This window comes from Streptomyces sp. NPDC059092, from assembly GCF_042756365.1.
In the GTDB taxonomy this organism is placed as follows: domain Bacteria; phylum Actinomycetota; class Actinomycetes; order Streptomycetales; family Streptomycetaceae; genus Streptomyces.
In genome coordinates this window covers 39451-63341 of record NZ_JBHZEJ010000026.1, presented here as the reverse complement: position 1 = coordinate 63341, position 23891 = coordinate 39451, and the positions used below count along the sequence as shown (strand labels likewise).

At 68.7% G+C, this 23891-nt stretch carries 21 protein-coding genes and 4 tRNA genes; 7 read left to right on the top strand and 18 right to left on the bottom strand.

Annotated elements, in window-relative coordinates:
• Positions 1 to 27: 27 nt before the first annotated feature.
• The 10 genes from ACFXPL_RS17610 to ACFXPL_RS17565 form a co-directional block, all read right to left on the bottom strand.
• On the bottom strand, positions 28 to 3942 hold the full coding sequence (locus ACFXPL_RS17610) for a DNA-directed RNA polymerase subunit beta' (protein ID WP_384919560.1): 3915 nt from the start codon (positions 3940 to 3942) through the stop codon (positions 28 to 30).
• A 125-nt stretch (positions 3943 to 4067) separates the two neighbouring features.
• The gene (rpoB, locus tag ACFXPL_RS17605; protein WP_384919557.1) at positions 4068 to 7550 is read right to left on the bottom strand and encodes a DNA-directed RNA polymerase subunit beta; all 3483 of its coding nucleotides are present in this window, start codon (positions 7548 to 7550) and stop codon (positions 4068 to 4070) included.
• 620 nt (positions 7551 to 8170) lie between these two features.
• A complete protein-coding gene (gene rplL, locus ACFXPL_RS17600; protein WP_384919554.1) occupies positions 8171 to 8554 on the bottom strand; it encodes a 50S ribosomal protein L7/L12 in 384 nt (127 codons plus the stop codon).
• 105 nt (positions 8555 to 8659) lie between these two features.
• Complete coding sequence (rplJ, locus tag ACFXPL_RS17595) at positions 8660 to 9220, bottom strand: 50S ribosomal protein L10 (RefSeq protein ID WP_384919551.1); 561 nt, start codon at positions 9218 to 9220, stop codon at positions 8660 to 8662.
• 256 nt (positions 9221 to 9476) lie between these two features.
• Positions 9477 to 10361 carry a DUF1396 domain-containing protein gene (locus ACFXPL_RS17590; RefSeq protein ID WP_384919548.1) on the bottom strand — a complete coding sequence of 295 codons (885 nt, stop codon included), beginning with the start codon at positions 10359 to 10361 and terminating at the stop codon, positions 9477 to 9479.
• A gap of 225 nt (positions 10362 to 10586) precedes the next feature.
• Positions 10587 to 11309, bottom strand: coding sequence for a 50S ribosomal protein L1 (gene rplA, locus ACFXPL_RS17585; protein WP_384919544.1), 723 nt, complete (start codon positions 11307 to 11309; stop codon positions 10587 to 10589).
• Between the two features lie 82 nt (positions 11310 to 11391).
• Positions 11392 to 11826, bottom strand: coding sequence for a 50S ribosomal protein L11 (gene rplK / locus ACFXPL_RS17580; protein WP_023539372.1), 435 nt, complete (start codon positions 11824 to 11826; stop codon positions 11392 to 11394).
• A 166-nt stretch (positions 11827 to 11992) separates the two neighbouring features.
• The gene (gene nusG, locus ACFXPL_RS17575) at positions 11993 to 12868 is read right to left on the bottom strand and encodes a transcription termination/antitermination protein NusG (protein WP_384919540.1); all 876 of its coding nucleotides are present in this window, start codon (positions 12866 to 12868) and stop codon (positions 11993 to 11995) included.
• Between the two features lie 72 nt (positions 12869 to 12940).
• Positions 12941 to 13225 carry a preprotein translocase subunit SecE gene (gene secE / locus ACFXPL_RS17570; RefSeq protein ID WP_384919537.1) on the bottom strand — a complete coding sequence of 95 codons (285 nt, stop codon included), beginning with the start codon at positions 13223 to 13225 and terminating at the stop codon, positions 12941 to 12943.
• Positions 13226 to 13333: 108 nt separating this feature from the next.
• A tRNA-Trp gene (locus tag ACFXPL_RS17565) sits at positions 13334 to 13406 on the bottom strand.
• Positions 13407 to 13611: 205 nt separating this feature from the next.
• Here ACFXPL_RS17565 and ACFXPL_RS17560 point away from each other — a divergent pair.
• Both ACFXPL_RS17560 and ACFXPL_RS17555 read left to right on the top strand, forming a co-directional pair.
• Entirely contained in the window at positions 13612 to 14838 is a 1227-nt protein-coding gene (locus ACFXPL_RS17560) for a pyridoxal phosphate-dependent aminotransferase (RefSeq protein WP_384919534.1), read from the top strand.
• Between the two features lie 241 nt (positions 14839 to 15079).
• Positions 15080 to 16099 (top strand): adenosine deaminase, encoded by a 1020-nt coding sequence (locus ACFXPL_RS17555; RefSeq protein WP_384919531.1) that lies wholly within the window; start codon positions 15080 to 15082, stop codon positions 16097 to 16099.
• 30 nt (positions 16100 to 16129) lie between these two features.
• Here the strand turns inward: ACFXPL_RS17555 and ACFXPL_RS17550 are convergent, their stop codons facing one another.
• The 6 genes from ACFXPL_RS17550 to ACFXPL_RS17525 form a co-directional block, all read right to left on the bottom strand.
• Positions 16130 to 17185, bottom strand: coding sequence for a UDP-N-acetylmuramate dehydrogenase (locus ACFXPL_RS17550; protein ID WP_384919528.1), 1056 nt, complete (start codon positions 17183 to 17185; stop codon positions 16130 to 16132).
• 105 nt (positions 17186 to 17290) lie between these two features.
• Entirely contained in the window at positions 17291 to 17719 is a 429-nt protein-coding gene (locus ACFXPL_RS17545; RefSeq protein ID WP_384919525.1) for a MaoC family dehydratase, read from the bottom strand.
• 5 nt (positions 17720 to 17724) lie between these two features.
• Entirely contained in the window at positions 17725 to 18177 is a 453-nt protein-coding gene (locus ACFXPL_RS17540) for a MaoC family dehydratase N-terminal domain-containing protein (protein WP_384919522.1), read from the bottom strand.
• Between the two features lie 104 nt (positions 18178 to 18281).
• Entirely contained in the window at positions 18282 to 18446 is a 165-nt protein-coding gene (gene rpmG / locus ACFXPL_RS17535) for a 50S ribosomal protein L33 (RefSeq protein WP_003956487.1), read from the bottom strand.
• A gap of 96 nt (positions 18447 to 18542) precedes the next feature.
• Positions 18543 to 18615: transfer RNA gene (locus ACFXPL_RS17530), tRNA-Met, on the bottom strand.
• 47 nt (positions 18616 to 18662) lie between these two features.
• Positions 18663 to 18735, bottom strand: a tRNA-Thr gene (locus ACFXPL_RS17525).
• Positions 18736 to 19075: 340 nt separating this feature from the next.
• Between ACFXPL_RS17525 and ACFXPL_RS17520 the strand changes: the two genes are divergently transcribed.
• Positions 19076 to 20347: an amidohydrolase family protein gene (locus tag ACFXPL_RS17520; RefSeq protein WP_384919519.1), complete on the top strand. Its 1272-nt coding sequence runs from the start codon at positions 19076 to 19078 to the stop codon at positions 20345 to 20347.
• A 107-nt stretch (positions 20348 to 20454) separates the two neighbouring features.
• Positions 20455 to 21114, top strand: a complete 660-nt coding sequence (locus tag ACFXPL_RS17515) for an SDR family oxidoreductase (protein WP_384919516.1) — start codon at positions 20455 to 20457, stop codon at positions 21112 to 21114.
• A gap of 67 nt (positions 21115 to 21181) precedes the next feature.
• Here the strand turns inward: ACFXPL_RS17515 and ACFXPL_RS17510 are convergent.
• Positions 21182 to 21263: transfer RNA gene (locus ACFXPL_RS17510), tRNA-Tyr, on the bottom strand.
• Between the two features lie 243 nt (positions 21264 to 21506).
• On the opposite strand from ACFXPL_RS17510, the gene ACFXPL_RS17505 reads away from it, so the two are divergent.
• The 3 genes from ACFXPL_RS17505 (at position 21507) to ACFXPL_RS17495 (ending at position 23462) form a co-directional block, all read left to right on the top strand.
• Positions 21507 to 21995 carry a YajQ family cyclic di-GMP-binding protein gene (locus ACFXPL_RS17505; protein WP_384919513.1) on the top strand — a complete coding sequence of 163 codons (489 nt, stop codon included), beginning with the start codon at positions 21507 to 21509 and terminating at the stop codon, positions 21993 to 21995.
• Positions 21996 to 22137: 142 nt separating this feature from the next.
• Entirely contained in the window at positions 22138 to 22707 is a 570-nt protein-coding gene (locus ACFXPL_RS17500) for a methylated-DNA--[protein]-cysteine S-methyltransferase (protein WP_384919510.1), read from the top strand.
• On the top strand, positions 22704 to 23462 hold the full coding sequence (locus ACFXPL_RS17495; RefSeq protein WP_384919507.1) for an alpha-ketoglutarate-dependent dioxygenase AlkB family protein: 759 nt from the start codon (positions 22704 to 22706) through the stop codon (positions 23460 to 23462). The genes ACFXPL_RS17500 and ACFXPL_RS17495 overlap by 4 nt, the downstream gene beginning before the upstream one ends.
• 30 nt (positions 23463 to 23492) lie before the next feature.
• Here the strand turns inward: ACFXPL_RS17495 and ACFXPL_RS17490 are convergent, their stop codons facing one another.
• Entirely contained in the window at positions 23493 to 23762 is a 270-nt protein-coding gene (locus ACFXPL_RS17490) for a GlsB/YeaQ/YmgE family stress response membrane protein (protein ID WP_384919505.1), read from the bottom strand.
• Positions 23763 to 23891: the final 129 nt, after the last annotated feature.

Below are 23891 nucleotides of genomic sequence, written 5' to 3'. Positions count from 1 at the left end.
GATGACCGCCCTCCGTTCGCTCACGCCTTACTGGTTGTACGGACCGTAGTCGTAGTCCTCCAGCGGGACGGCCTGGCCGGAGCCCGTGCCGAACGGCGAGTAGTCGATGTCGTCGTAGCCGACGGCCGAGTACATCGCGGCCTTGGCCTCCTCGGTCGGCTCGACCCGGATGTTGCGGTAGCGGGACAGACCCGTACCGGCCGGGATGAGCTTACCGATGATGACGTTCTCCTTGAGGCCGATCAGGGAGTCCGACTTGGCGTTGATCGCCGCGTCGGTCAGGACCCTGGTCGTCTCCTGGAAGGACGCCGCCGACAGCCACGACTCGGTGGCCAGCGACGCCTTGGTGATACCCATGAGCTGCGGACGGCCGGAGGCCGGGTGGCCGCCTTCCGTGACCACACGGCGGTTCTCGGTCTCGAACTTCGACCGCTCCACCAGCTCGCCGGGCAGCAGCTCCGCGTCGCCGGACTCGATGATCGTCACGCGGCGCAGCATCTGCCGGATGATGATCTCGATGTGCTTGTCGTGGATCGACACACCCTGCGAGTTGTAGACCCGCTGGACCTCGCCGACCAGGTGGACCTGGACCGCGCGCTGACCGAGGATCCGCAGCACGTCGTGCGGGTTGGTGGCACCGACGGTGAGCTTCTGGCCCACCTGGACCTGGTCGCCCTCGCCCACGAGCAGACGGGCACGCTTCGAGATCGGGAACGGCGTCTCTTCGCTGCCGTCGTCCGGGGTGACGACGAGCTTCTTGGTCTTCTCGGTCTCCTCGATACGGACGCGGCCCGCCGCCTCCGAGATCGGGGCGACACCCTTGGGCGTACGGGCTTCGAAGAGCTCGACGACTCGGGGCAGACCCTGGGTGATGTCGTCACCGGCCACACCACCGGTGTGGAAGGTACGCATCGTGAGCTGGGTACCGGGCTCACCGATGGACTGGGCGGCGATGATGCCGACCGCCTCACCGATGTCGACCAGCTTGCCGGTGGCCAGCGAGCGGCCGTAGCAGAAGGCACAGGTGCCGACCGCGGACTCGCAGGTCAGGACCGAGCGGGTCTTGACCTCCTCGACCCCGGCGGCCACGACCGCGTCGATCAGGACATCGCCCAGGTCGACATTGGCCGGCGCGATGACCTTGCCGTCGACGACGACGTCCTCGGCGAGCATCCGCGCGTACACGGACGTCTCGACGTCCTCCGCCTTGCGCAGCACACCGTCGGCGCCGCGCTCGGCGATCCGCAGCTTCAGACCGCGGTCGGTGCCGCAGTCCTCCTCGCGGATGATGACGTCCTGCGAGACGTCCACCAGACGACGGGTCAGGTAACCCGAGTCGGCGGTACGCAGGGCGGTGTCGGCCAGACCCTTACGGGCACCGTGCGTGGAGATGAAGTACTCCAGCACGGACAGGCCTTCACGGAACGACGCCTTGATGGGACGCGGGATCGTCTCGTTCTTGGCGTTGGACACCAGACCACGCATACCGGCGATCTGACGCATCTGCATCATGTTTCCACGAGCACCCGAGTCGACCATCATGAAGATGGGGTTCGTCTTCGGGAAGTTCGCGTTCATCGCCTCGGCGACCTCGTTGGTCGCCTTGGTCCAGATCGCGATGAGCTCCTGGGTGCGCTCGTCCTTGGTGATCAGACCACGCTCGTACTGCTTCTGGACCTTCTCGTCCTGGGCCTCGTAACCCTGGACGATCGCCTTCTTCGCCTCGGGCACGACGATGTCCGAGACGGCGACGGTGACGCCGGAACGGGTCGCCCAGTGGAAGCCGGCCGCCTTCAGGTTGTCGAGCGTCGCCGCCACGATGACCTTCGGGTAGCGCTCGGCCAGGTCGTTGACGATCTCGGAGAGCTGCTTCTTGCCCACCGAGTAGTCGACGAACGGGTAGTCCTCGGGCAGCAGCTCGTTGAAGAGCGCGCGGCCCAGGGTCGTACGCAGCCGGAACGGGTCGCCCTGCTGCCACTCGACCGCGGTGCCGTCGGTGTCGGCCTCCTCGGAGACCGGCGGGGTCCAGCCGCGCGGCGGGATGGTGCCCACCGGGAAGCGGATGTCGACCTTCGCCTGGAGCGAGAGCTCCCGGTTGTCGAACGCCATGGTCGCCTCGGCGCTGGAGCCGAAGGACCGGCCCTCGCCGATGACCTTGCGCTCCTCCTCGTCCGTGGTGAGGAAGAAGAGGCCGAGCACCATGTCCTGGGTGGGCATGGTGACCGGACGGCCGTCGGCCGGCTTGAGGATGTTGTTCGAGGACAGCATCAGGATGCGGGCCTCGGCCTGCGCCTCCGCGGAGAGCGGCAGGTGGACGGCCATCTGGTCACCGTCGAAGTCCGCGTTGAACGCGGTGCAGACGAGCGGGTGGATCTGGATGGCCTTGCCCTCGACGAGCTGCGGCTCGAACGCCTGGATACCCAGACGGTGCAGGGTCGGCGCACGGTTCAGCAGCACCGGGTGCTCGGCGATGACCTCTTCGAGCACGTCGTACACGACCGTACGGCCGCGCTCGACCATGCGCTTCGCCGACTTGATGTTCTGCGCGTGGTTCAGGTCCACCAGGCGCTTCATCACGAACGGCTTGAAGAGCTCCAGCGCCATGGCCTTCGGCAGACCGCACTGGTGCAGCTTGAGCTGCGGGCCGACGACGATCACGGAACGCGCCGAGTAGTCGACACGCTTGCCGAGCAGGTTCTGACGGAAACGGCCCTGCTTGCCCTTGAGCATGTCGCTCAGGGACTTCAGCGGGCGGTTACCGGGACCGGTGACCGGACGGCCGCGGCGGCCGTTGTCGAACAGCGCGTCGACGGCCTCCTGGAGCATCCGCTTCTCGTTGTTCACGATGATCTCGGGGGCACCGAGGTCGAGAAGACGCTTGAGGCGGTTGTTCCGGTTGATCACACGGCGGTACAGGTCGTTCAGGTCGGAGGTCGCGAAGCGGCCACCGTCGAGCTGCACCATCGGACGCAGGTCCGGCGGGATCACCGGCACGCAGTCCAGCACCATGCCCTTGGGGCTGTTGCTGGTCTGCAGGAACGCGGAGACGACCTTGAGGCGCTTGAGCGCACGGGTCTTCTTCTGTCCCTTGCCGGTACGGATGATCTCGCGGAGGCGCTCGGCCTCCTCGTCCAGGTCGAAGGACTCCAGGCGCTTCTGCAGCGCGGCGGCGCCCATCGAACCGTCGAAGTAGGTGCCGAAGCGGTCACGCAGCTCGCGGTAGAGCAGCTCGTCGCCCTCCAGGTCCTGGACCTTGAGGTTCTTGAAGCGGTTCCACACCTCGTCGAGACGGTCGATCTCGCGCTGCGCGCGGTCCCGGAGCTGCTTCATCTCGCGCTCGGCGCCTTCGCGCACCTTGCGGCGAACGTCGGCCTTGGCGCCCTCGGCCTCCAGCTCGGCCAGGTCGGTCTCAAGCTTCTTGGCGCGGGCTTCGAGGTCGGAGTCGCGGCGGTTCTCGGTCTGCTGACGCTCGACGGAGACGTGTGCCTCCAGCGACGGCAGATCGCGCGTACGGCGCTCCTCGTCCACGAACGTGATCATGTACGCGGCGAAGTAGATGACCTTTTCGAGGTCCTTCGGCGCGAGGTCGAGCAGGTACCCGAGGCGCGAGGGCACGCCCTTGAAGTACCAGATGTGGGTGACGGGCGCGGCCAGCTCAATGTGGCCCATCCGCTCACGGCGCACCTTGGCGCGCGTGACTTCCACGCCACAGCGCTCACAGATGATGCCCTTGAAGCGGACACGCTTGTACTTGCCGCAGTAGCACTCCCAGTCCCGGGTCGGACCGAAGATCTTCTCGCAGAAGAGTCCGTCCTTTTCGGGCTTGAGCGTGCGGTAGTTGATGGTCTCCGGCTTCTTCACTTCGCCGTGCGACCAGGTCCGGATGTCGTCCGCGGTGGCAAGGCCGATCCGCAGCTCGTCGAAGAAGTTGACGTCGAGCACTTGTCGTCAATCCCTCTTTCGGGGGTTCGAGCCCCTCGCGTCAGCGAGTAGATGGGGCACTTCAGCAATGGTCTGAACGGGTCCGGGGAGAGCCGGCCGGATCGGGGATCCGGCCGGCGAACCCGTCAGACCTCTTCGACGCTGCTCGGCTCGCGCCGGGACAGGTCGATACCGAGCTCCTCCGCCGCGCGGAAGACGTCCTCGTCCGTGTCGCGCATCTCGATGGACATGCCGTCCGAGGACAGCACCTCCACGTTGAGGCAGAGCGACTGCATTTCCTTGATGAGCACCTTGAAGGACTCGGGAATGCCGGGCTCAGGGATGTTCTCGCCCTTGACGATGGCCTCGTAGACCTTCACGCGGCCGGTCACGTCGTCGGACTTGATCGTCAGCAGTTCCTGGAGGGCGTAAGCGGCGCCGTAAGCCTCCAGCGCCCACACCTCCATCTCACCGAAGCGCTGACCACCGAACTGAGCCTTACCACCCAGCGGCTGCTGGGTGATCATCGAGTACGGGCCGGTCGAGCGGGCGTGCAGCTTGTCGTCGACCAGGTGGTGGAGCTTGAGGATGTACATGTACCCGATCGAGATCGGGTCGGGGAACGGCTCACCGGAGCGGCCGTCGAACATCCGGGCCTTACCGGAGCCCTTGACCATCCGCTCGCCGTCGCGGTTCGGGATCGTCGACTCGAAGAGACCCGAGATCTCGTCCTCGCGGGCGCCGTCGAAGACCGGGGTGGCGACGTTGGTACCGGGCGCGACGTCGTCGGCACCGATGACCTTCAGCCGCTCCATCCACTCCTCGTTGCCCTCGACCTTCCAGCCCTGGCTGGCGAGCCAGCCGAGGTGGATCTCCAGGACCTGTCCCGGGTTCATTCGGGACGGGACACCCAGCGGGTTGAGGATGATGTCGACCGGGGTGCCGTCCTCCAGGAACGGCATGTCCTCGATCGGCAGGATCTTCGAGATGACGCCCTTGTTGCCGTGACGGCCGGCGAGCTTGTCGCCGTCCGTGATCTTGCGCTTCTGGGCGACGTAGACGCGGACGAGCTGGTTGACGCCGGGCGGCAGCTCGTCGCCCTCCTCACGGTCGAAGACGCGGACGCCGATGACCTTGCCGACCTCGCCGTGCGGCACCTTCAGCGAGGTGTCGCGGACCTCACGGGCCTTCTCGCCGAAGATCGCGCGGAGCAGGCGCTCCTCCGGGGTCAGCTCGGTCTCGCCCTTGGGCGTGACCTTGCCGACCAGGATGTCCCCGGCGACGACCTCGGCACCGATACGGATGATGCCGCGCTCGTCGAGGTCCGCGAGGACCTCCTCGGAGACGTTCGGGATGTCCCGGGTGATCTCCTCGGGGCCGAGCTTGGTGTCCCGGGCGTCGACCTCGTGCTCCTCGATGTGGATCGAGGAGAGGACGTCGTCCTGGACCAGCCGCTGGCTGAGGATGATCGCGTCTTCGTAGTTGTGGCCCTCCCACGGCATGAACGCCACGAGGAGGTTCTTGCCGAGCGCCATCTCACCCTGCTGGGTGGCGGGCCCGTCGGCGAGGACCTGGCTCTCGATGACCCGGTCGCCCTCGTTGACGACAACCTTCTGGTTGACCGAGGTGCCCTGGTTGGAGCGGGAGAACTTGGCGATGCGGTACGTGGTGTACGTACCGTCGTCGTTGGCGACGGTGATGTAGTCCGCGGATACCTCCTGGACCACACCTTCCTTCTCCGCCTTGACGACGTCACCGGCGTCGACCGCGCAGCGGTACTCCATGCCGGTGCCGACGAGCGGCGCCTCGGACGTGATCAGGGGCACGGCCTGACGCATCATGTTCGCGCCCATGAGGGCACGGTTGGCGTCGTCGTGCTCCAGGAACGGGATCATCGCGGTCGCGACCGACACCATCTGGCGCGGCGAGACGTCCATGTAGTCGACGTCGTCGCCGGGGATGTAGTCGACCTCGCCGCCACGACGGCGGACCAGCACGCGGGGCTCCGTGAAACGCATCTCCTCGGAGAGCGTCGCGTTGGCCTGCGCGATGACGAAGCGGTCTTCCTCGTCGGCGGTCAGGTAGTCGACGTCGTCGGTGACGACACCTTCGACGACCTTGCGGTACGGCGTCTCCACGAAGCCGAACGCGTTGACCCGGCCGTACGAGGCGAGCGAGCCGATCAGGCCGATGTTCGGGCCTTCAGGGGTCTCGATCGGGCACATGCGGCCGTAGTGCGACGGGTGCACGTCACGGACCTCGAAGCCGGCGCGCTCACGCGAGAGACCACCCGGGCCGAGCGCCGACAGGCGGCGCTTGTGGGTGAGCCCCGAGAGCGGGTTGTTCTGGTCCATGAACTGCGACAGCTGGCTGGTGCCGAAGAACTCCTTGATGGAGGCGACGACCGGCCGGATGTTGATCAGGGTCTGCGGCGTGATCGCCTCGACGTCCTGGGTCGTCATGCGCTCACGCACGACGCGCTCCATCCTCGCCAGGCCCGTACGGACCTGGTTCTGGATGAGCTCGCCCACGTTCCGCAGACGACGGTTGCCGAAGTGGTCGATGTCGTCGGTCTCGACGACGATCTGGGTGCCGTTCTCGCCGACCGTCTCGGTCTCGCCGGCGTGCAGCTTGACCAGGTACTTGATGGTCGCGATGACGTCGTCGGTGGTGAGGACGCCGGCGTCCAGCGGCTCGTCCGCGCCGAGCTTCTTGTTCACCTTGTAGCGGCCGACCTTCGCGAGGTCGTAACGCTTCGGGTTGAAGTAGAGGTTCTCGAGCAGCGTCTGGGCCGCCTCGCGCGTCGGCGGCTCGCCAGGACGCAGCTTGCGGTAGATGTCGAGGAGCGCGTCGTCCTGGCCCTGGGTGTGGTCCTTCTCCAGGGTGGCGCGCATGGACTCGTACTCGCCGAACTCCTCCAGGATCTGCTCGGTCGTCCAGCCGAGAGCCTTGAGGAGGACGGTGACGGACTGCTTGCGCTTGCGGTCGATGCGGACACCGACCATGTCGCGCTTGTCGATCTCCATCTCCAGCCAGGCACCCCGGGACGGGATGATCTTGGCGGAGAAGATGTCCTTGTCGGACGTCTTGTCGATGGAGGAGTCGAAGTAGACACCCGGCGAGCGGACGAGCTGCGACACGACGACACGCTCGGTGCCGTTGATGACGAAGGTGCCCTTGTTCGTCATGAGCGGGAAATCGCCCATGAAGACCGTCTGGGACTTGATCTCGCCGGTCTCGTTGTTGGTGAACTCGGCGGTCACGAAGAGCGGGGCGGCGAACGTGAAGTCGCGGTCCTTGCACTCGTCGATCGAATTCTTCGAGGGCTCGAAGCGGTGGTCGCGGAAGGTCAGCGACATCGACCCGGAGAAGTCCTCGATCGGGGAGATCTCCTCGAAGATCTCCTCCAGACCGGACTTCCTGGGGACGTCCTGCCCACTCTCGACAGCCGCCTCGACACGAGCCTTCCAGGCGGGGTTGCCGAGCAGCCAGTCAAAGCTCTCGGTCTGGAGCGCCAGGAGGTTCGGAACCTCAAGCGGCTCCTTGATCTTTGCAAAGGAGATGCGCAGCGGGGCAGTGCTTGCGCCGTTGTTCGTATTCGTGGTCGAGGCGTTGCGCGAGGCGGCCAAGAGGGGGTCCTTCCGAGGGCTCGGACTCACTACGCGCGTACCGGTGTCCCAAGCTGGGCATCGAGAGGGAAAGCCCAGTTCAGGGCTTTTCTTTCACCGATGCTCATGCGAGGGGGTGCCCCTGGTGACGGGCAGGGAGCAGCTAACAGGCAGCGCAAAGGGTCAGTGTAGCCACTTGGCACACTGATGTCCAGAGCGGGTTTTCCGACACCCTCGTTGTTCTCAACACCCTTGTCTCAACCGCTGCGAGCCTCGCGCCGCAGGCGCACACCATTACTGCCCTCTGCGTCACCGATCCATGCCTCGGATACGGATCGATTGTGACGACGCGTCCTGAGAATTGCGCGCTCCGTGCGGTTCGTCAAGGCCCCCCACCCCATGCGGAAGGTCACGGGGCGTACGGCGGCACGGCGATGATCACGATACTCGCCGACGGCCGAAGAGCAAGGCAGCCCGTGCGGGAACGCGGAAGGGCGACCACCCGACTGGGTGATCGCCCTTCATGTCAACGCCGCGCCGTAGGGCACCACACGTGCCGTGCCCTACGACGCCGGGACTGTCCCGGCCTGCCCAGAACCCCTCGCGGGGCTCTCAGCGGCCGGTGACGGGCCCGTGAGGGGTCACTTGACCTCGACGGAGGCGCCGGCGGCCTTGAGGGACTCGGCAGCCTTCTCGGCGGCCTCCTTGGCGACCTTCTCGACGACGGGCTTGGGGGCGCCGTCCACGAGGTCCTTGGCCTCCTTGAGGCCCAGGGAGGTGAGCTCGCGCACGACCTTGATGACCTGGATCTTCTTCTCGCCGGCACCCGTGAGGATGACGTCGAACTCGTCCTGGACCTCTTCGGCCTCGGCGGCGACAGCGGCGCCACCGGCGGCGGCAGCGGCGACCGGGGCGGCGGCCGTGACGTCGAACTTCTCCTCGAAGGCCTTCACGAAGCCGGAGAGCTCGAGAAGGGTCATGTCCTCGAACTGCGCGAGCAGCTCGTCCTGGGTGAGCTTCGCCATGATGGCGGTCCTTCCACTAATTCGGCTGGTGCCGTATGTACAGTTCCGCGGGCGTAACCGGCCCGCTGTGACCGACCGGGTGTGATCACCCGGGACCGAGCGTGATTACTCGGAGTCGGCCTCGACGGGGGCCGGCGTACCGGCACCGTCCTGCTCTTCCTTCTGGGCACGAAGAGCTTCCGCGGTACGGACGAACTTCGACGGAAGCGCCTGGAAGAGAGCGGCAGCCTGCGACTGCTTGCCCTTCATGGCACCGGCCAGCTTGGAAAGCAGAACCTCACGGGACTCGAGGTCCGCGAGCTTCTTGATCTCGTCGGCGCTGAGCGCCTTGCCGTCAAGGACACCGCCCTTGATGACGAGATTGGGGTTGTCCTTGGCGAAGTCACGAAGACCCTTCGCCGACACCACCGGGTCACCGGTGACGAAGGCAACCGCCGTCGGACCCGCGAACAGGTCGTCCAGCGTGTTGATCCCGGCCTCGTTGGCCGCGATCTTGGTCAGCGTGTTCTTCACCACGGCGTACTGGGCGTTCTCACCGAGAGAACGACGCAGCTCCTTGAGCTGCGCCACGGTGAGACCCCGGTACTCGGTCAGCACGGCGGCGTTCGAGCTACGGAACTGATCCGCCAGCTCGGCTACCGCGGCAGCCTTGTCGGGCCTTGCCATGAGCGTCGGCCTCCTTCCGGGTGATGAGGACCGCTCAGAAGGGGCTGGGCAAAACGAAACGCCCCGGCGCAGGCGCACGGGGCGTAGCTCGACCGAATGGGATCCGGGAGCTTTCCACAGTCACCTGCGCGGGTCGTCCGCAGCTAGCGGATCCTTCGGCCACCGCACCCTCTTACGAGTCCACGGCAACGACCAGCGGTCTTTGGCTTCTGGGGAAGAGTACGTGAGTACGTGCGGGTACGCCAAATCGAGCCGGTCAGCTCGCTTCGGACCCGTTCATCATCTCGCCGAGGTCGGCCACCTCGGAGGCCGGCGGCGCCTTGATCTCGACCGGCTTGTTGTAGTCCACGAACTTGATCGTCATGTCGAGCGGCCCCGCCTTCGTGGTCGCCCGGGTACGGAACTGCTTGGTGCGGTCGCTGCCGTCGATCCACATGTCCATCGTCAGCTTGTCGATGCCCATGTCCTCGTACGCCTTGAGGCTCTTCTCGCGCTTCTTCTTCGTCTCCGCGTCCAGGCCCTTCAGCTCCTCCTGCATGGCGCTGAGCGGGAGCGAGCCCGTGTAGTGCGTGGTCTTCACCCCGTCGACGCTCTCCTCGCCCACCTTCTTCAGGTCCTCGGCGAGGGCGAGCGAAGCGGATTCGTCCGCCGGGTTGCGGTCCACCTGGCTGGACATCGCGCCGAGCGGGTTCTCCCCGCCCTGGGCGGACATCTCTTCGAGCGAGCCCATGGGGAACTTGAGCCAGCGCTTGCCGTCCATCTCAGGGTCCGCCGCGGCGCTGTCACCACCCATGTACATGCCGTCGGAGGTGAGCAGGATCTCGATCTCCTGCTGCTCACCCTCCAGCTCGCCCGCCATCTTCATCCGCATGGCCGGCGGCTTCATGCTCATCGCCACGTCGCCCTTGACGGTCCCCTCCCCCGGGACCTTCCCCTCCATCGTGTAGGAGAGCGAGGTGATCTTCTCGTTCTTGTCGGAGGCCCGCTTGATCGCGGCCACCGGGCTCATCCCGACCGACGACGAGGAGGCGGAAGGCGACGCGGCCGAGTCGGTGGACTGCGTGGACGAACAGGCCACGGTGGAGCACAGCAGCACACCGCCGAGCGCGGTCGCCGCGGCGGTCCGGTACATCGAGTTCATGATTCCCCCCACAGGAATGACACAGGTGTTTCAGATGTTCCGCGACTCTACAGCCTGCCTCTGACAGTGCCGCCCGGAATATCCGCGGGCACAGCAGGCAGAGGCCCTGGTGGAAGCCCTGGGAACCGACTGGAGCCGTCAGCGCGAAAGCCGGGCCCCGCACCTCCGGAGAGGTGCGGGGCCCGGCTTTCAGACGTGCGGTGCGACCCGCGGCTGCCGTCGGAATCAGACGGCGGCCGGGTCCTCCTCGACGAGGAGGTTACGGGTGCGGTTGGCGTCCAGCGGCACGCCGGGGCCCATCGTGGTGGCCAGGGTGGCCTTCTTGATGTAGCGGCCCTTCGCGGCGGACGGCTTGAGACGGAGGATCTCCTCCAGCGCCGCGGCGTAGTTCTCGACCAGCTTCGTCTCGTCGAAGGAGACCTTGCCGATGATGAAGTGCAGGTTCGAGTGCTTGTCGACGCGGAACTCGATCTTTCCGCCCTTGATGTCGTTGACAGCCTTGGTGACATCGGGGGTGACCGTGCCGGTCTTCGGGTTCGGCATCAGACCACGCGGGCCGAGGACGCGGCCGAGGCGGCCGACCTTGCCCATGAGGTCCGGGGTGGCGACGACGGCGTCGAAGTCCAGACGGCCCTTCGAGACCTCGTCGATCAGTTCGTCGGCGCCGACGATGTCGGCGCCCGCGGCACGCGCGGCCTCGGCGCGGTCACCGGTCGCGAAGACCAGGACCCGGGCGGTCTTGCCGGTGCCGTGCGGGAGGTTCACGGTGCCACGGACCATCTGGTCGGCCTTGCGCGGGTCGACGCCCAGACGCATGGCCACCTCGACGGTGCCGTCGAACTTGGTGGAGGTGGTGTCCTTGGCGATACGGACGGCTTCGAGCGGGGCGTACGTACGCTCCCGGTCGATCTTCGCGTCCGCGCCGCGGAGAGCCTTGCTGCGCTTCACTTCTTCTCCTGGTGTTTCTTCAGGTGTGGAGTTCGTGGTGCGGGCCGCGCTCGGCCCTCCCACTGGGGTGTGCCCTGCTGGGTCAGCCCTCGACCGTGATGCCCATGGAACGGGCGGTGCCGGCGATGATCTTCTCGGCGGCGTCCAGGTCGTTGGCGTTCAGGTCGGGCATCTTGGTCGTGGCGATGTCGCGCACCTGGTCGCGGGTGAGCTTCGCGACCTTCTTGACGTGCGGCTCGCCGGAGCCCTTGTCCACACCAGCGGCCTTGAGGATCAGCTTGGCGGCCGGCGGAGTCTTGGTGATGAAGGTGAAGGAACGGTCCTCGTAGACCGTGATCTCCACCGGCACGACCATGCCACGCTGCGACTCGGTCGCGGCGTTGTAGGCCTTGCAGAACTCCATGATGTTGACGCCGTGCTGGCCCAGCGCGGGGCCGACCGGCGGAGCCGGGTTGGCCGCGCCGGCACTGATCTGGAGCTTGATAAGCCCCGTGACCTTCTTCTTCTTGGGAGGCATTGCTCTCTCCGGGTCCATTTGAGAGTTTTCAGCCCGCCGTCCGGTCATCCGGATGGAGGCATACCGCACAACGATAACGGGTATAGCCGTACGGCCAAAAACCGACAGGTCAGACAGGTGCGAACCCCTGTCTGACCTGTCGGAAGTAGATGTTCCGGAAGAAGGATCAGTTCTTCTGGATCTGGTCGAAGCTCAGCTCGACCGGGGTCTCGCGACCGAAGATCTCCACGAGGCCCTTGACCTTCTTCGAGTCCGCGTTGATCTCGTTGATGGTCGCCTGGAGGGTGGCGAAGGGGCCGTCGGTGACGGTCACGGAGTCGCCGACCTCGAAGTCCAGCACCTGGACCTCGACCTTGCGCGACGGCGCGGGCTTGCCCTCGGCCTCCGCGGCCTCTCGGGCGGCCTTCTCCTCGGCCTCCGGGGCGAGCATCTTGACGATCTCGTCCAGGGTCAGCGGGTACGGGTCGTACGCGTTGCCCACGAAGCCGGTGACGCCGGGGGTGTTGCGGACGACGCCCCAGGACTCGTTCGTCAGGTCCATGCGGACCAGGACGTACCCGGGAAGCTTGTTCTGGCGGACGTTCTTACGCTCGCCGTTCTTGATCTGGACGATCTCTTCCTCGGGGACTTCAGCCTGATAGACGAATTCCTCGACGTTGAGCGAGACGGCGCGCTGCTCCAGGTTGGCCTTCACGCGCTTCTCGTAGCCCGCGTAGGTGTGGATCACGTACCACTCACCGGGCAGCCCCCGGAGTTCCTCACGGAGGGCGGCGACCGGGTCGACCGGGGCCTCGGCGACAGCTTCCGCCTCGTCCTCGGCCTCGTCGTCAGCGGCCTCGTCGTCCGCTTCCGCGGAGTCCTCGGCAGCCTCTTCGGTCTCGTCCTCGACGTGCAGCGCGGCCTCTTCGGCCGGCTCGCCCGCGGCCACGTCAGCGGCTTCGGCCTGGTCTGGCTCGACAGCGTCCGCCGCCTCGACGATGTCGGTCTGGTCCTCTCGGGACTCCACCGACTCGCTGGCGTCGTTCAGTTTCGGGTCAGACACGGTGGCTGCTTCTTCCTGGCTCAATGGGTGGAACACGCGAAAGGGGCGCCGCACCGGGCGCCCTTCGCGGGATCAGCCGAAGACGTACTTGATTGCTTGCTGGAAGCCATAGTCAATCACGGTCACCAGACCGATCATGACGACCACGAAGACAATCACCACGGTGGTGTACGTCGTCAGCTGGCTGCGAGTCGGCCAGACGACCTTGCGCAGCTCGGCGACGATCTGTCGGTAGAAGAGCGCGAGACGGCCCAGGGGGCCCTTCTTGCCGCGCTTTCCGCCCTTGCGGGGCTTCTTCGACTCGGCGGACTCATCGTCGGCATCAGGCTTGTCGATGGAGCCCACGGCATCCGCCACTCTCTCTCACCTGATTCCGGGTCGTGACCGTGCCGCGCCCGGGGGAGCCGCACGGCGATGCATTGAATGTACGTACATGCGCACACATCCTGGCGAAGGTGTGTGTAGCAGGGCCGGAGGGACTTGAACCCCCAACCGCTGGTTTTGGAGACCAGTGCTCTACCAATTGAGCTACGACCCTTTGTGTTCTCCCTCAACCTACCGCATCCGACCGGATGCACGGAGTGCCCGGTGCGGCTTCGGAGCTGAAGGCCAACGACCAGTGAGTGTACGTGCTCATGGGCCGCGCGTCGAACAGCTTCCCCTGGAGCCTCACGGGACGTCCGGGGAACCGCTGGGCGAAACCTGTGTGCCGCGGAGGTTTCCGGTCTGGGACCATGGGCCCCATGAGCCCTGCAACCCCTCCCACCGAGCGCCGGGTCTCCGCCCGCATCGGCGCGATCTCCGAGTCCGCGACCCTCGCCGTGGACGCCAAGGCCAAGGCCCTGAAGGCCGCCGGACGTCCGGTGATCGGCTTCGGCGCGGGCGAGCCCGACTTCCCGACCCCCGGCTACATCGTGGACGCCGCGGTCGAGGCTTGCCGTAACCCCAGGTTCCACCGCTACACGCCGGCCGGCGGACTCCCCGAGCTGAAGGCCGCCATCGCCGCGAAGACGCTGCGTGACTCCGGTTACGAGATCGACGCGTCCCAGGTCCTCGTGACCAACGGCGGCAAGCAGGCCATCTACGAGGCGTTCGCCGCCATCCTGGACCCGGGCGACGAGGTCATCGTCCCGGCTCCGTACTGGACGACGTACCCCGAGTCGATCCGGCTGGCCGGCGGTGTCCCGGTAGAGGTCGTGGCCGACGAGACCACGGGCTACCGCGTCTCCGTCGAGCAGTTGGAGGCCGCCCGTACGGAGCGTACGAAGGTCGTGCTCTTCGTCTCCCCGTCCAACCCGACGGGCGCCGTCTACAGCAAGGCCGACACCGAGGCCATCGGCCACTGGGCCGTCGAGCACGGTCTGTGGGTGCTGACGGACGAGATCTACGAGCACCTCGTCTACGGCGACGCCGTCTTCACCTCGCTGCCCGCCGTCGTCCCCGAGCTGCGCGACAAGTGCATCGTCGTCAACGGCGTGGCCAAGACGTACGCCATGACCGGCTGGCGGGTCGGCTGGGTCGTCGGCCCCAAGGACGTCGTCAAGGCCGCGACCAACCTCCAGTCGCACGCCACGTCCAACGTCTCCAACGTCGCACAGGCCGCCGCCCTCGCCGCCGTCTCCGGCGACCTGGAGGCGGTCGCCGAGATGCGGACCGCCTTCGACCGGCGCCGCAGGACGATCGTCCGGATGCTCAACGAGATCGACGGCGTGCTCTGCCCGGAGCCCGAGGGCGCCTTCTACGTCTACCCGTCGGTGAAGGCCCTGCTGGGCAAGGAGATCCGCGGCACCCGCCCGGCGACCTCCGTCGAGCTGGCCGCGCTGATCCTGGACGAGGCCGAGGTCGCGGTCGTCCCGGGCGAGGCGTTCGGCACGCCCGGGTATCTGCGGCTCTCCTACGCGCTCGGTGACGAGGATCTCGCCGAGGGCGTCGGCCGCCTCCAGAAGCTGCTGGCCGAGGCGAGGGACTGACCTTCGGATCGGCGCGTAAGCGGGTCTCCGGCCGAGCCGGGGACCCGCTTACGTGTTCAGGCAAGCGCTCGTTCGGTGAATCCGGCTGCCTGTGCATAGATCTTTACGGCAGGATCTATGGGTGACTCCTCCCCCTGCCACAGGGGGCTTCTCACTCGGCCGCATTCCACGGCCTCATGACGGACAAGCCCTGCCCGGTGCCTCACAGCACAGAGCGGAGCGTAACAGTTACGGAGGGTGCATGGTTGCGGTTCGTGACATCAGCCTGCTGCCCAAGGCTCATCTGCATCTCCACTTCACCGGTTCGATGCGGCCCTCGACGCTGCTGGAGCTCGCCGACAAATACGGCGTCCATCTCCCCGACGCGCTGACCGGCGGCGAACCCCCGAAGCTGCGCGCCACCGACGAACGCGGCTGGTTCCGCTTCCAGCGGCTGTACGACATCGCCCGGTCCTGCCTGCGGGCGCCCGAGGACATCCAGCGGCTGGTGCGCGAGGCCGCCGAGGAGGACGTACGGGACGGCTCCGGCTGGCTGGAGATCCAGGTCGACCCCACCTCGTACGCCCCGCACCTCGGCGGCCTGATCCCGGCGCTGGAGGTCATCCTGGACGCCGTGGACACCGCCTCCAGGGAGACCGGGCTCGGGATGCGGGTGCTGGTCGCGGCGAACCGGATGAAGCACCCGTTGGAGGCCAGGACCCTGGCCCGGCTCGCGGTGCGGTACGCGGACCGGGGCGTGGTCGGCTTCGGGCTCTCCAACGACGAGCGCCGCGGCATGGCCAGGGACTTCGACCGGGCCTTCTCGATCGCCAGGGAGGGCGGGCTGCTGGCCGCGCCGCACGGCGGCGAGCTGACGGGGCCGGCGTCCGTACGGGACTGCCTGGACGACCTGAGCGCCTCCCGGATCGGGCACGGCGTCCGCGCCGCGGAGGATCCCCGGCTGCTGCGCAGGCTCGCGGAGCGCGGGGTGACCTGCGAGGTCTGCCCGGCGTCGAACGTCGCGCTGGGCGTCTACGAGAAGCCCGAGGACGTCCCCCTGCGCACGTTGTTCGACGCCGGGGTCCCGATGGCGCTGGGCGCGGACGACCCGCTGCTCTTCGGCTCCCGGCTGGCGGCGCAGTACGAACTGGCGCGGATCCACCAGAACTTCAGCGACGCGGAACTGGCCGAGCTGGCCCGCCAGTCGGTACGGGGGTCGGCGGCGCCGGGCGGGGTGCGGGAGAAGCTGCTGTCCGGGATCGACGCCTGGCTGGCCGCCTGAGCTCCGTATCCCCGTAACCCCGTGCCTCCGTCAGAGGCTGACGCCCACCGTCACCGGTTCGTTGACGAGGGTGATCCCGAAGGCGTCGTGCACCCCGGCGACGACCTCGCGCGCGAGGTCGAGCAGGTCCTCCGTACGCGCGGCGCCCCGGTTGGTGAGGGCGAGGGTGTGCTTGGTGGAGATCCGGGCCGGGCCCGTGCCGTACCCCTTGGTGAAGCCGGCGCGGTCGATCAGCCAGGCCGCCGAGGTCTTCGTGCGTCCCTCCCCCTCCGGGAAGCCGGGGGGTGTCACGTCGTCGCCGAGGCGGGCCCTGACGCGCGCGACGAACTCCGCGTACTGGAGGTCGGTGAGGATCGGGTTGGTGAAGAACGACCCCGCCGACCAGGTGTCGTGGTCCTCCGGGTCGAGCACCATGCCCTTGCCGGCCCGCAGCTTGAGGACGGTGTCCCGGGCCGTGGCGGCGGGGACCCGGTCGCCGGGCCCGACACCGAGGGCGCGGGCGGTCTCGGCGTACTTGAGGGGGGCGGAGAGCCCGCCGGCGTCCTCCAGGCCGAAGCGGACCCGCAGCACCACCCAGCGCCCGGGGTGCTGCTTGAAGCGGCTGTGGCGGTACGAGAAGCCGCACTCGGCGCCGGTGAGCGTCACGGTCTCGCGGGCGTCACGGTCGTACGCGACGACCTCGGTGATGGTGGTGGAGACCTCCTGGCCGTACGCGCCGACGTTCTGGATCGGGGTGGCGCCGGCCGAGCCCGGGATGCCGGCCAGGCACTCGACGCCCGCGAGGCCCGCTTCGACGGTCCGGGCGACGGCGTCGCTCCAGACCTCACCGGCGGCCAGCTCAAGCGCCGTACCGTCGAGCGTGAAGCCCTTGGTCGCGATGCGCAGGACGGTGCCGTCGAAGCCCCGGTCGCCGATGACCAGGTTGCTGCCGCCGCCGATGATCAGGAGCGGGGTGCCCGCGTCGTCCGCCTCCCGTACGGCGGCGATCACCTCGTCGTCGGTGACGGCCGTGAGGAGCCGGGCGGCGGGGCCACCGAGGCGGAAGGTGGTCAGGGGGGCGAGAGGGGCGTCGTGGAGTGCGTGCACGGGCACAAGCGTAAGGGGCGCCCGTCCATTGCGGGCGCCCCTTACCTGCGGGCTTGAAGGCCGGTGGTTCGAAGACCGGCGGCCTGAAGACCGGTGGTGCGTGCGTCAGGCGAGCCGGACAACGGCGCGGGCCATGCCCAGCACCTTCTGCCCCGCGCTCATGGCGGTCAGGTCCACGCGGACCCGGCCCTCCTCCAGCTTGGCCGCGACCTTCGCGCTGACCTCGACCAGCGCGCCGGTCCCGTCGTCGGGCACGACGACCGGCTTGGTGAAGCGGACGCCGTACTCGACGACGGCCCCCGGGTCGCCGGCCCAGTCGGTCACCACGCGGATCGCCTCGGCCATGGTGAACATGCCGTGGGCGATGACGTCGGGGAGGCCGACCTCCTTGGCGAACTTCTCGTTCCAGTGGATCGGGTTGAAGTCCCCGGAGGCGCCCGCGTACCGCACCAGCGTGGCCCGCGTCACGGGGAAACTCCGTGCCGGCAGCTCCGTACCGACCTCGACGTCGTCGTAACCGATCTTCGCGGTCATCGCTCTCACGCCCCTTCGGCGGCGCGCGCCACCAGCTTGGTCCACGCGGTCACCACGTGCTCGCCGGCCTCGTCGTGCACCTCGCCGCGTACGTCGATGATGTCGTTCCCGGCGAGGGACTTGATCGCCTCGATGGTGGAGGTGACGCTCAGCCGGTCCCCCGCGCGCACGGGACGGGAGTACGCGAACTTCTGGTCGCCGTGGACGACCCGGCTGTAGTCCAGACCGAGCTGCGGGTCGGCGACGACCTCACCGGCCGCCTTGAACGTGATCGCGAACACGAAGGTCGGCGGGGCGATCAGATCGGTGTGCCCGAGCGCCTTGGCGGCCTCCGGGTCGGTGTACGCCGGATTGGGGTCGCCCACCGCCTCGGCGAACTCACGGATCTTCTCCCGGCCGACCTCGTACGGCGCGGTGGGCGGATAGCTCCGCCCCACGAAGGACTGATCGAGCGCCACTGACTCGCTCCCTCCCTGATGTAGGACCACAACAGATGTAGGTGACCACAACAAACGACGCGAGGCCGTCCCCAACCGGGGACGGCCTCGCATACGAGCCTGATTCAGCGCGTTTCGCGGTGCGCGGTGTGCGAGTTGCAGCGCGGGCAATGCTTCTTCATCTCAAGACGGTCCGGGTTGTTACGCCGGTTCTTCTTGGTGATGTAGTTCCGCTCCTTGCACTCCACGCAGGCCAGCGTGATCTTCGGGCGGACGTCGGTGGCAGCCACGTGAGTGCTCCTTGGACGGACAACGGATGATGAACAGATGAACGCATAAAAGAGTAGCCGATCGAAGGACCGACCCCACAATCGGCTACTTTCGTGTAGCGGTGACCGGACTTGAACCGGTGACACAGCGATTATGAGCCGCTTGCTCTACCGACTGAGCTACACCGCTTCGATGCTGGATCTCCTCGCCCGAAGGCGAGGATCACCGAACATCTGAGCCCCAATACGGAATCGAACCGTAGACCTTCTCCTTACCATGGAGACGCTCTACCGACTGAGCTATTGGGGCGAGCGATGAAGACATTACACGGTCGCCCGCCGATCGCCCAAATCCGTTTCCTGGCCCGTCGCCCCAGGTGTCCCGCCCCGTGTCGCACGCCACTTCCTGCCCGGCCAGGGAGCCGGATCCGGTACGGGTCCGGAGTGAGATGCGGCACGCTTCCGGCAAGGGTCCGAAGCCGGATGCGGCGCTCTTCCGGCACGGTTCCGACAGGGGGCGTACCGGCCACCCGTGGGCTCACCGGTACGACTATTCCGCTCCTCCGCGAAGCCCGGCCGGGGCGCCCCTAGGCTCGGCTCCGCGCTCCGTGATCTTGCACGCCGCGCGGACCACCTCCCCCAGGAGCCCGATGCCCGACAGCCAGCCGCGGCCGCCCGACGGAGCCATGGCCGACACCCCCTCGCTCGTGCTCTGCGGCGCCCGGCTCGCCGACGGCCGCACCGTCGACGTACGGATCGGCGGGGGCCGGATCGAGGCCGTGGGCACGCCGGGCAGCCTCCCGCCGGGCGCCGGCGCCGCGCGCGTGGACCTCGGCGGCTATCTGCTGCTGCCCGCCCCCGCCGAGCCGCACGCCCACAGCGACACCGCTCTCACCGCCGACCGCGCCGCTCGCAGCCCCGTCCCGTACACCTCCGAGGACGTGCAGCGGCGCGCCACCGAGGCCGCGCTCCTCCAGCTCGGCCACGGCGCGACCGCGCTGCGTTCCCACGTACGGATCGGCGACGCCCAGGAGCTGGGCCGGCTCGCCGCGGTCCTCCAGGCGCGGCGCTCGCTGCGCGGGCTGGCCGATCTGACCGCCGTGGCCGTGCCCCGGCTGCTGACCGGGCTCGCGGGCGCCGACGGGCTCGCGATGCTGCGCGACGCGGTGACGATGGGCGCGGGCGTGGTGGGCGGCTGCCCGGACCTCGATCCCGATCCGACGGGGTACGTGGAGGCGGTGCTGGAGATCGCCGCGGAGCACGGCTGCCCCGTCGACCTGCACACGGAGGGCGCCGAGCCGGCCCGGCTCGCCCGGCTCGCGGCGCTGGCGGGCGCGGTGCCTGCCGGGGTGACGCTCGGTCCGTGCGCGGGGCTGGCCGCGCTGCCCGCCGAGGTGGCGGCGCGGGCGGCGGACCAGTTGGCGGCGGCCGGGGTGACGGTGGTCTGCCTGCCGCAGGGCGGCTGCGGGGGCGTGGAGCGGCGCGGCACGGAGCGGCCGGCCGGGGCGCGCGGCGTGGCCCCCGTACGGCTGCTGCGGGCGGCGGGCGTACGGCTCGCCGCGGGCGGCGGGGCGCTGCGGGACGTGTCGAACCCGGTGGGGCGCGGGGATCCGCTGGAGGCCGCCTATCTGCTGGCCTCGCAGGGCGGGGTACGGGCGGCGGACGCGTACGGCGCGGTGAGCGGGGCGGCGCGGGCGGCGATGGGACTGCCGGAGGTGCGGGTGGAGCCGGGCTTCCCCGCGGAGCTGCTGGCGGTGCGCGGGGAGCGGATCGAGGGGGTGCTGTCGCTCGCGTACAGCAGGATCGTGATCCACCGGGGGCGGGTGGTGGCGCGGACGAGCGCGGTACGGGAGTACTGCGACTCGGCCGAGTCGGGCGCGCCGGAGCTGCCGCGCCAGGGCCGGCCGGGCACGGGTCCGTGAACCGGAGGCGTGCGTCCAGGGCGTCGCCGCCCGGTCAGAGGTCACCCGACAGGCTCCGAGGCGCGCCCGTGCGGCGGGGGGCGGCATCGCGACGTACGGTCGTGACCATGCGAATCGTGATTGCCGGAGGACATGGTCAGATCGCGCTGCGGCTGGAGCGTCTGCTCGCCGCGCGCGGACACGGGGTGGCGGGCATCATCCGCAACCCGGGTCAGGCGGAGGAACTGCGGGCCGCGGGCGCCGAACCGGTCGTCCTGGACCTGGAGTCGGCCTCGGTCGAGGAGGTGGCGGAGGTGCTGGCCGGCGCGGACGCGGCGGTGTTCGCGGCGGGTGCGGGCGGCGGCAGCGGCGCGGCCCGCAAGGAGACGGTGGATCTCGGCGCGGCGGTGCTCTTCGCGGACGCGGCGGAGCGCGCGGGCGTACGCCGCCACGTGGTCGTCTCGTCGATGGGCGCGGACGCGGACCACCAGGGTGACGAGGTCTTCGACGCGTACCAGCGCGCCAAGGGCAAGGCGGACGCCTCCGTACGGTCGAGGTCCGCGCTGGACTGGACGGTCCTGCGGCCGGGCGCGCTGACGGACGACGCGGGGACGGGCCTGGTCACGCTGGCGGAGTCGACGGGGCGGGGCGCGGTGCCGCGTGACGACGTGGCGGCGGTGCTGGCGGCCCTGCTGGAGACACCGGGCACGGCGGGCCTGACGCTGGAGCTGATCGGGGGCGCGGTCCCGGTGGCGGACGCGGCGAAGGCTGCGGCCAACGGCGGCTGACGGCGGCCGGCATACGGGAATGGCCCCTTCCGCACGTTTCCGTGAAGAAGGGGCCATCTCGCTCGCGTGGCGGCGCCAGGATTCGAACCTGGGAAGGCTAAGCCGGCGGATTTACAGTCCGCTCCCATTGGCCACTCGGGCACACCGCCATGGGATGTCGCTACCGTCCGAGCCGCCCTTTTCGGGGCGGTGCTCCTTGGCAACGACGTAAACGATACCCGATGCCCGGGGGTGCTCCGCCACCGGATTCTTCCGCGCCCGGGGCGGTCCCGGGTGACTAGGCTTTACGGCGGCGGTGACGGCGTCGGCAGCGCCTCAACCGCGCCCGGCGACCACCGGCAGCACGGCAGCACCCATACAGGCAGACCGACCGATACAAGGAGCCACAGGACATGGCCGACTCCAGTTTCGACATCGTCTCGAAGGTCGAGCGGCAGGAGATCGACAACGCCCTCAACCAGGCCGCGAAGGAGATCTCGCAGCGCTACGACTTCAAGAACGTGGGGGCCTCGATCGACTGGTCCGGCGAGAAGATCCTGATGCAGGCGAACTCCGAGGAGCGGGTCAGCGCGATCCTCGACGTCTTCCAGTCCAAGCTGATCAAGCGCGGCATCTCGCTGAAGGCGCTGGACGCCGGCGAGCCGCAGTTGTCCGGCAAGGAGTACAAGATCTTCGCGTCGATCGAGGAGGGCATCTCCCAGGACAACGCCAAGAAGGTCGCGAAGATCATCCGCGATGAGGGCCCCAAGGGCATCAAGGCGCAGGTGCAGGGCGACGAGCTGCGGGTCAGCTCGAAGAGCCGTGACGACCTCCAGACCGTGATCTCCCTGCTGAAGGGGCACGACTTCGACTTCGCGCTCCAGTTCGTCAACTACCGCTGAGGACGGCGGTTCGGGGACCGCGCCCGGAGAATGGGTGCGGTGTCCGAATTCCGCCAGCTCGGCGGGTTCCGGGGGCGCAGACTCGTCACTGAGCGGTCGTTGCCGAGCGGTCGTCGAACGCACCGCGAGGAGAGGAACAGTGATGACAGTCACCTTGAGAGCGGCGCCCGCGAAGACCGCGGCCTTGAACACCGCGACCGTGAGCGCGACCGTCCTGTACACCACGGTCGACAGTCCGCTGGGCGAAGTGCTCCTGGCCGGCGTGGAGTCCGCCACGGCGCGGGACGGTGTGGCGCTCGCCTCGCTCTCCCTGCCGGGCCAGAAGGGCGCCGCGGTCGTCCAGGACGGCTGGGTCCGCGCACCCGAGGCGTTCGCCGGGGTCGCGGGGCAGCTCGGGGCGTACTTCAGCGGCGCCTCGACGGGCTTCGACATCGAGTACGCGGTCGGCGGTACGGAGTTCCAGCGCCGGGTCTGGGCCGCGGTGGACGGCGTTCCGTACGGCGTGACGGTGACGTACGGGCAGATCGCGGCGCGGGTCGGCGCGTCCGGCGCGGGGGTACGGGCCGTGGGGACGGCGATCGGCCGCAACCCGCTGCTCGTCGTGCGGCCGTGTCACCGCGTGATCGGCGCGGACGGGGCGCTGCGGGGGTACGCGGCCGGGCTGGAGGCCAAGGAGCGGCTCCTCGGCCTGGAGGGCGCGCTGACGGCATGAGTGCCGGTGCGGCGGGAGAAGGCGTCACGGGCGACGGAACGGGCGGGGACGGGCTGTTCCCGGAACCGTCCGCGGCGGACCGGACGCGGACCGTCCTCGCGCCCGGGGCCGTGCACGTCCCGGGCTGGCTGCCGGCCGAACGGCAGCGGGAGTTGGTGGCGATCTGCCGGGGATGGGCGCGCGGGCCGGTGCCGATCAGGCACACGGTGCTGCCCAACGGTGGCGTGATGTCCGTACAGACGGTGTGTGTCGGCTGGCACTGGCAGCCCTACCGGTACACGCGGAGCGCGGGTGATGTGAACGGCGCGCGGGTCGCGGAGTTCCCGTCCTGGCTGGCCGAGTTGGGGCGTGCGGCGCTCGCCGACGCGTACGGGGACACGTACGGGTATCCGGCCGCCGCCACCGCGTACGCCCCGGACACGGCGCTGATCAACTTCTACGACGGCGACGCCAGGATGGGGATGCACCAGGACAAGGAAGAGCGGTCCACTGCGCCGGTGGTCTCCCTGAGCATCGGCGACAGTTGTGTCTTCCGCTTCGGCAACCCGGAGCGCCGGGGCCGTCCGTACACGGATGTGCGACTCACCTCCGGTGACCTCTTCGTCTTCGGAGGGGAGTCGCGTTTCGCGTACCACGGGGTGCCGAAGGTGTATCCGGGGACGGCCGGCCCCGCGACGGGGATGAGCGGCGGCCGGCTCAACATCACCCTGCGCGAGACGGGCCTGACGGACCCTTCCCCGCGCTCCGGCGGCTGAGACCGCCCGCCGCCCCCTGCTCGCGCCGGGTCAGCGGGACCGTGAGTGGCCGAAGAGGAGCCGGTACGCGATGAGCAGGACGAGCGCGCCCCCGATGGCGGCGACCCAGGTGGCCCCGTCGTAGAAGTCGTTGCTGATCGGCCGGTCGAGCCAGGTGGCCGATATCCAGCCCCCGGTGAAGGCCCCCGCGATCCCGATGAGGGTCGTCCCGATCAGCCCGCCGGGGTCCCTGCCGGGCAGCAGAATCTTGGCGGCGGCGCCGGCGAGCAGTCCGAGAATGATCCAGCTGATGACACCCATGCCCTGAACCTGCCTTTCTTGCGGTATCGCCCTCAATGACGCCGCAGAGGCGGGCCGTGGTTGCGATGGTGACGGTGCTCAGCAGCCGGGCCGGGTGCGGGGCACGGCCGGACGGACTCCTGATGCTGA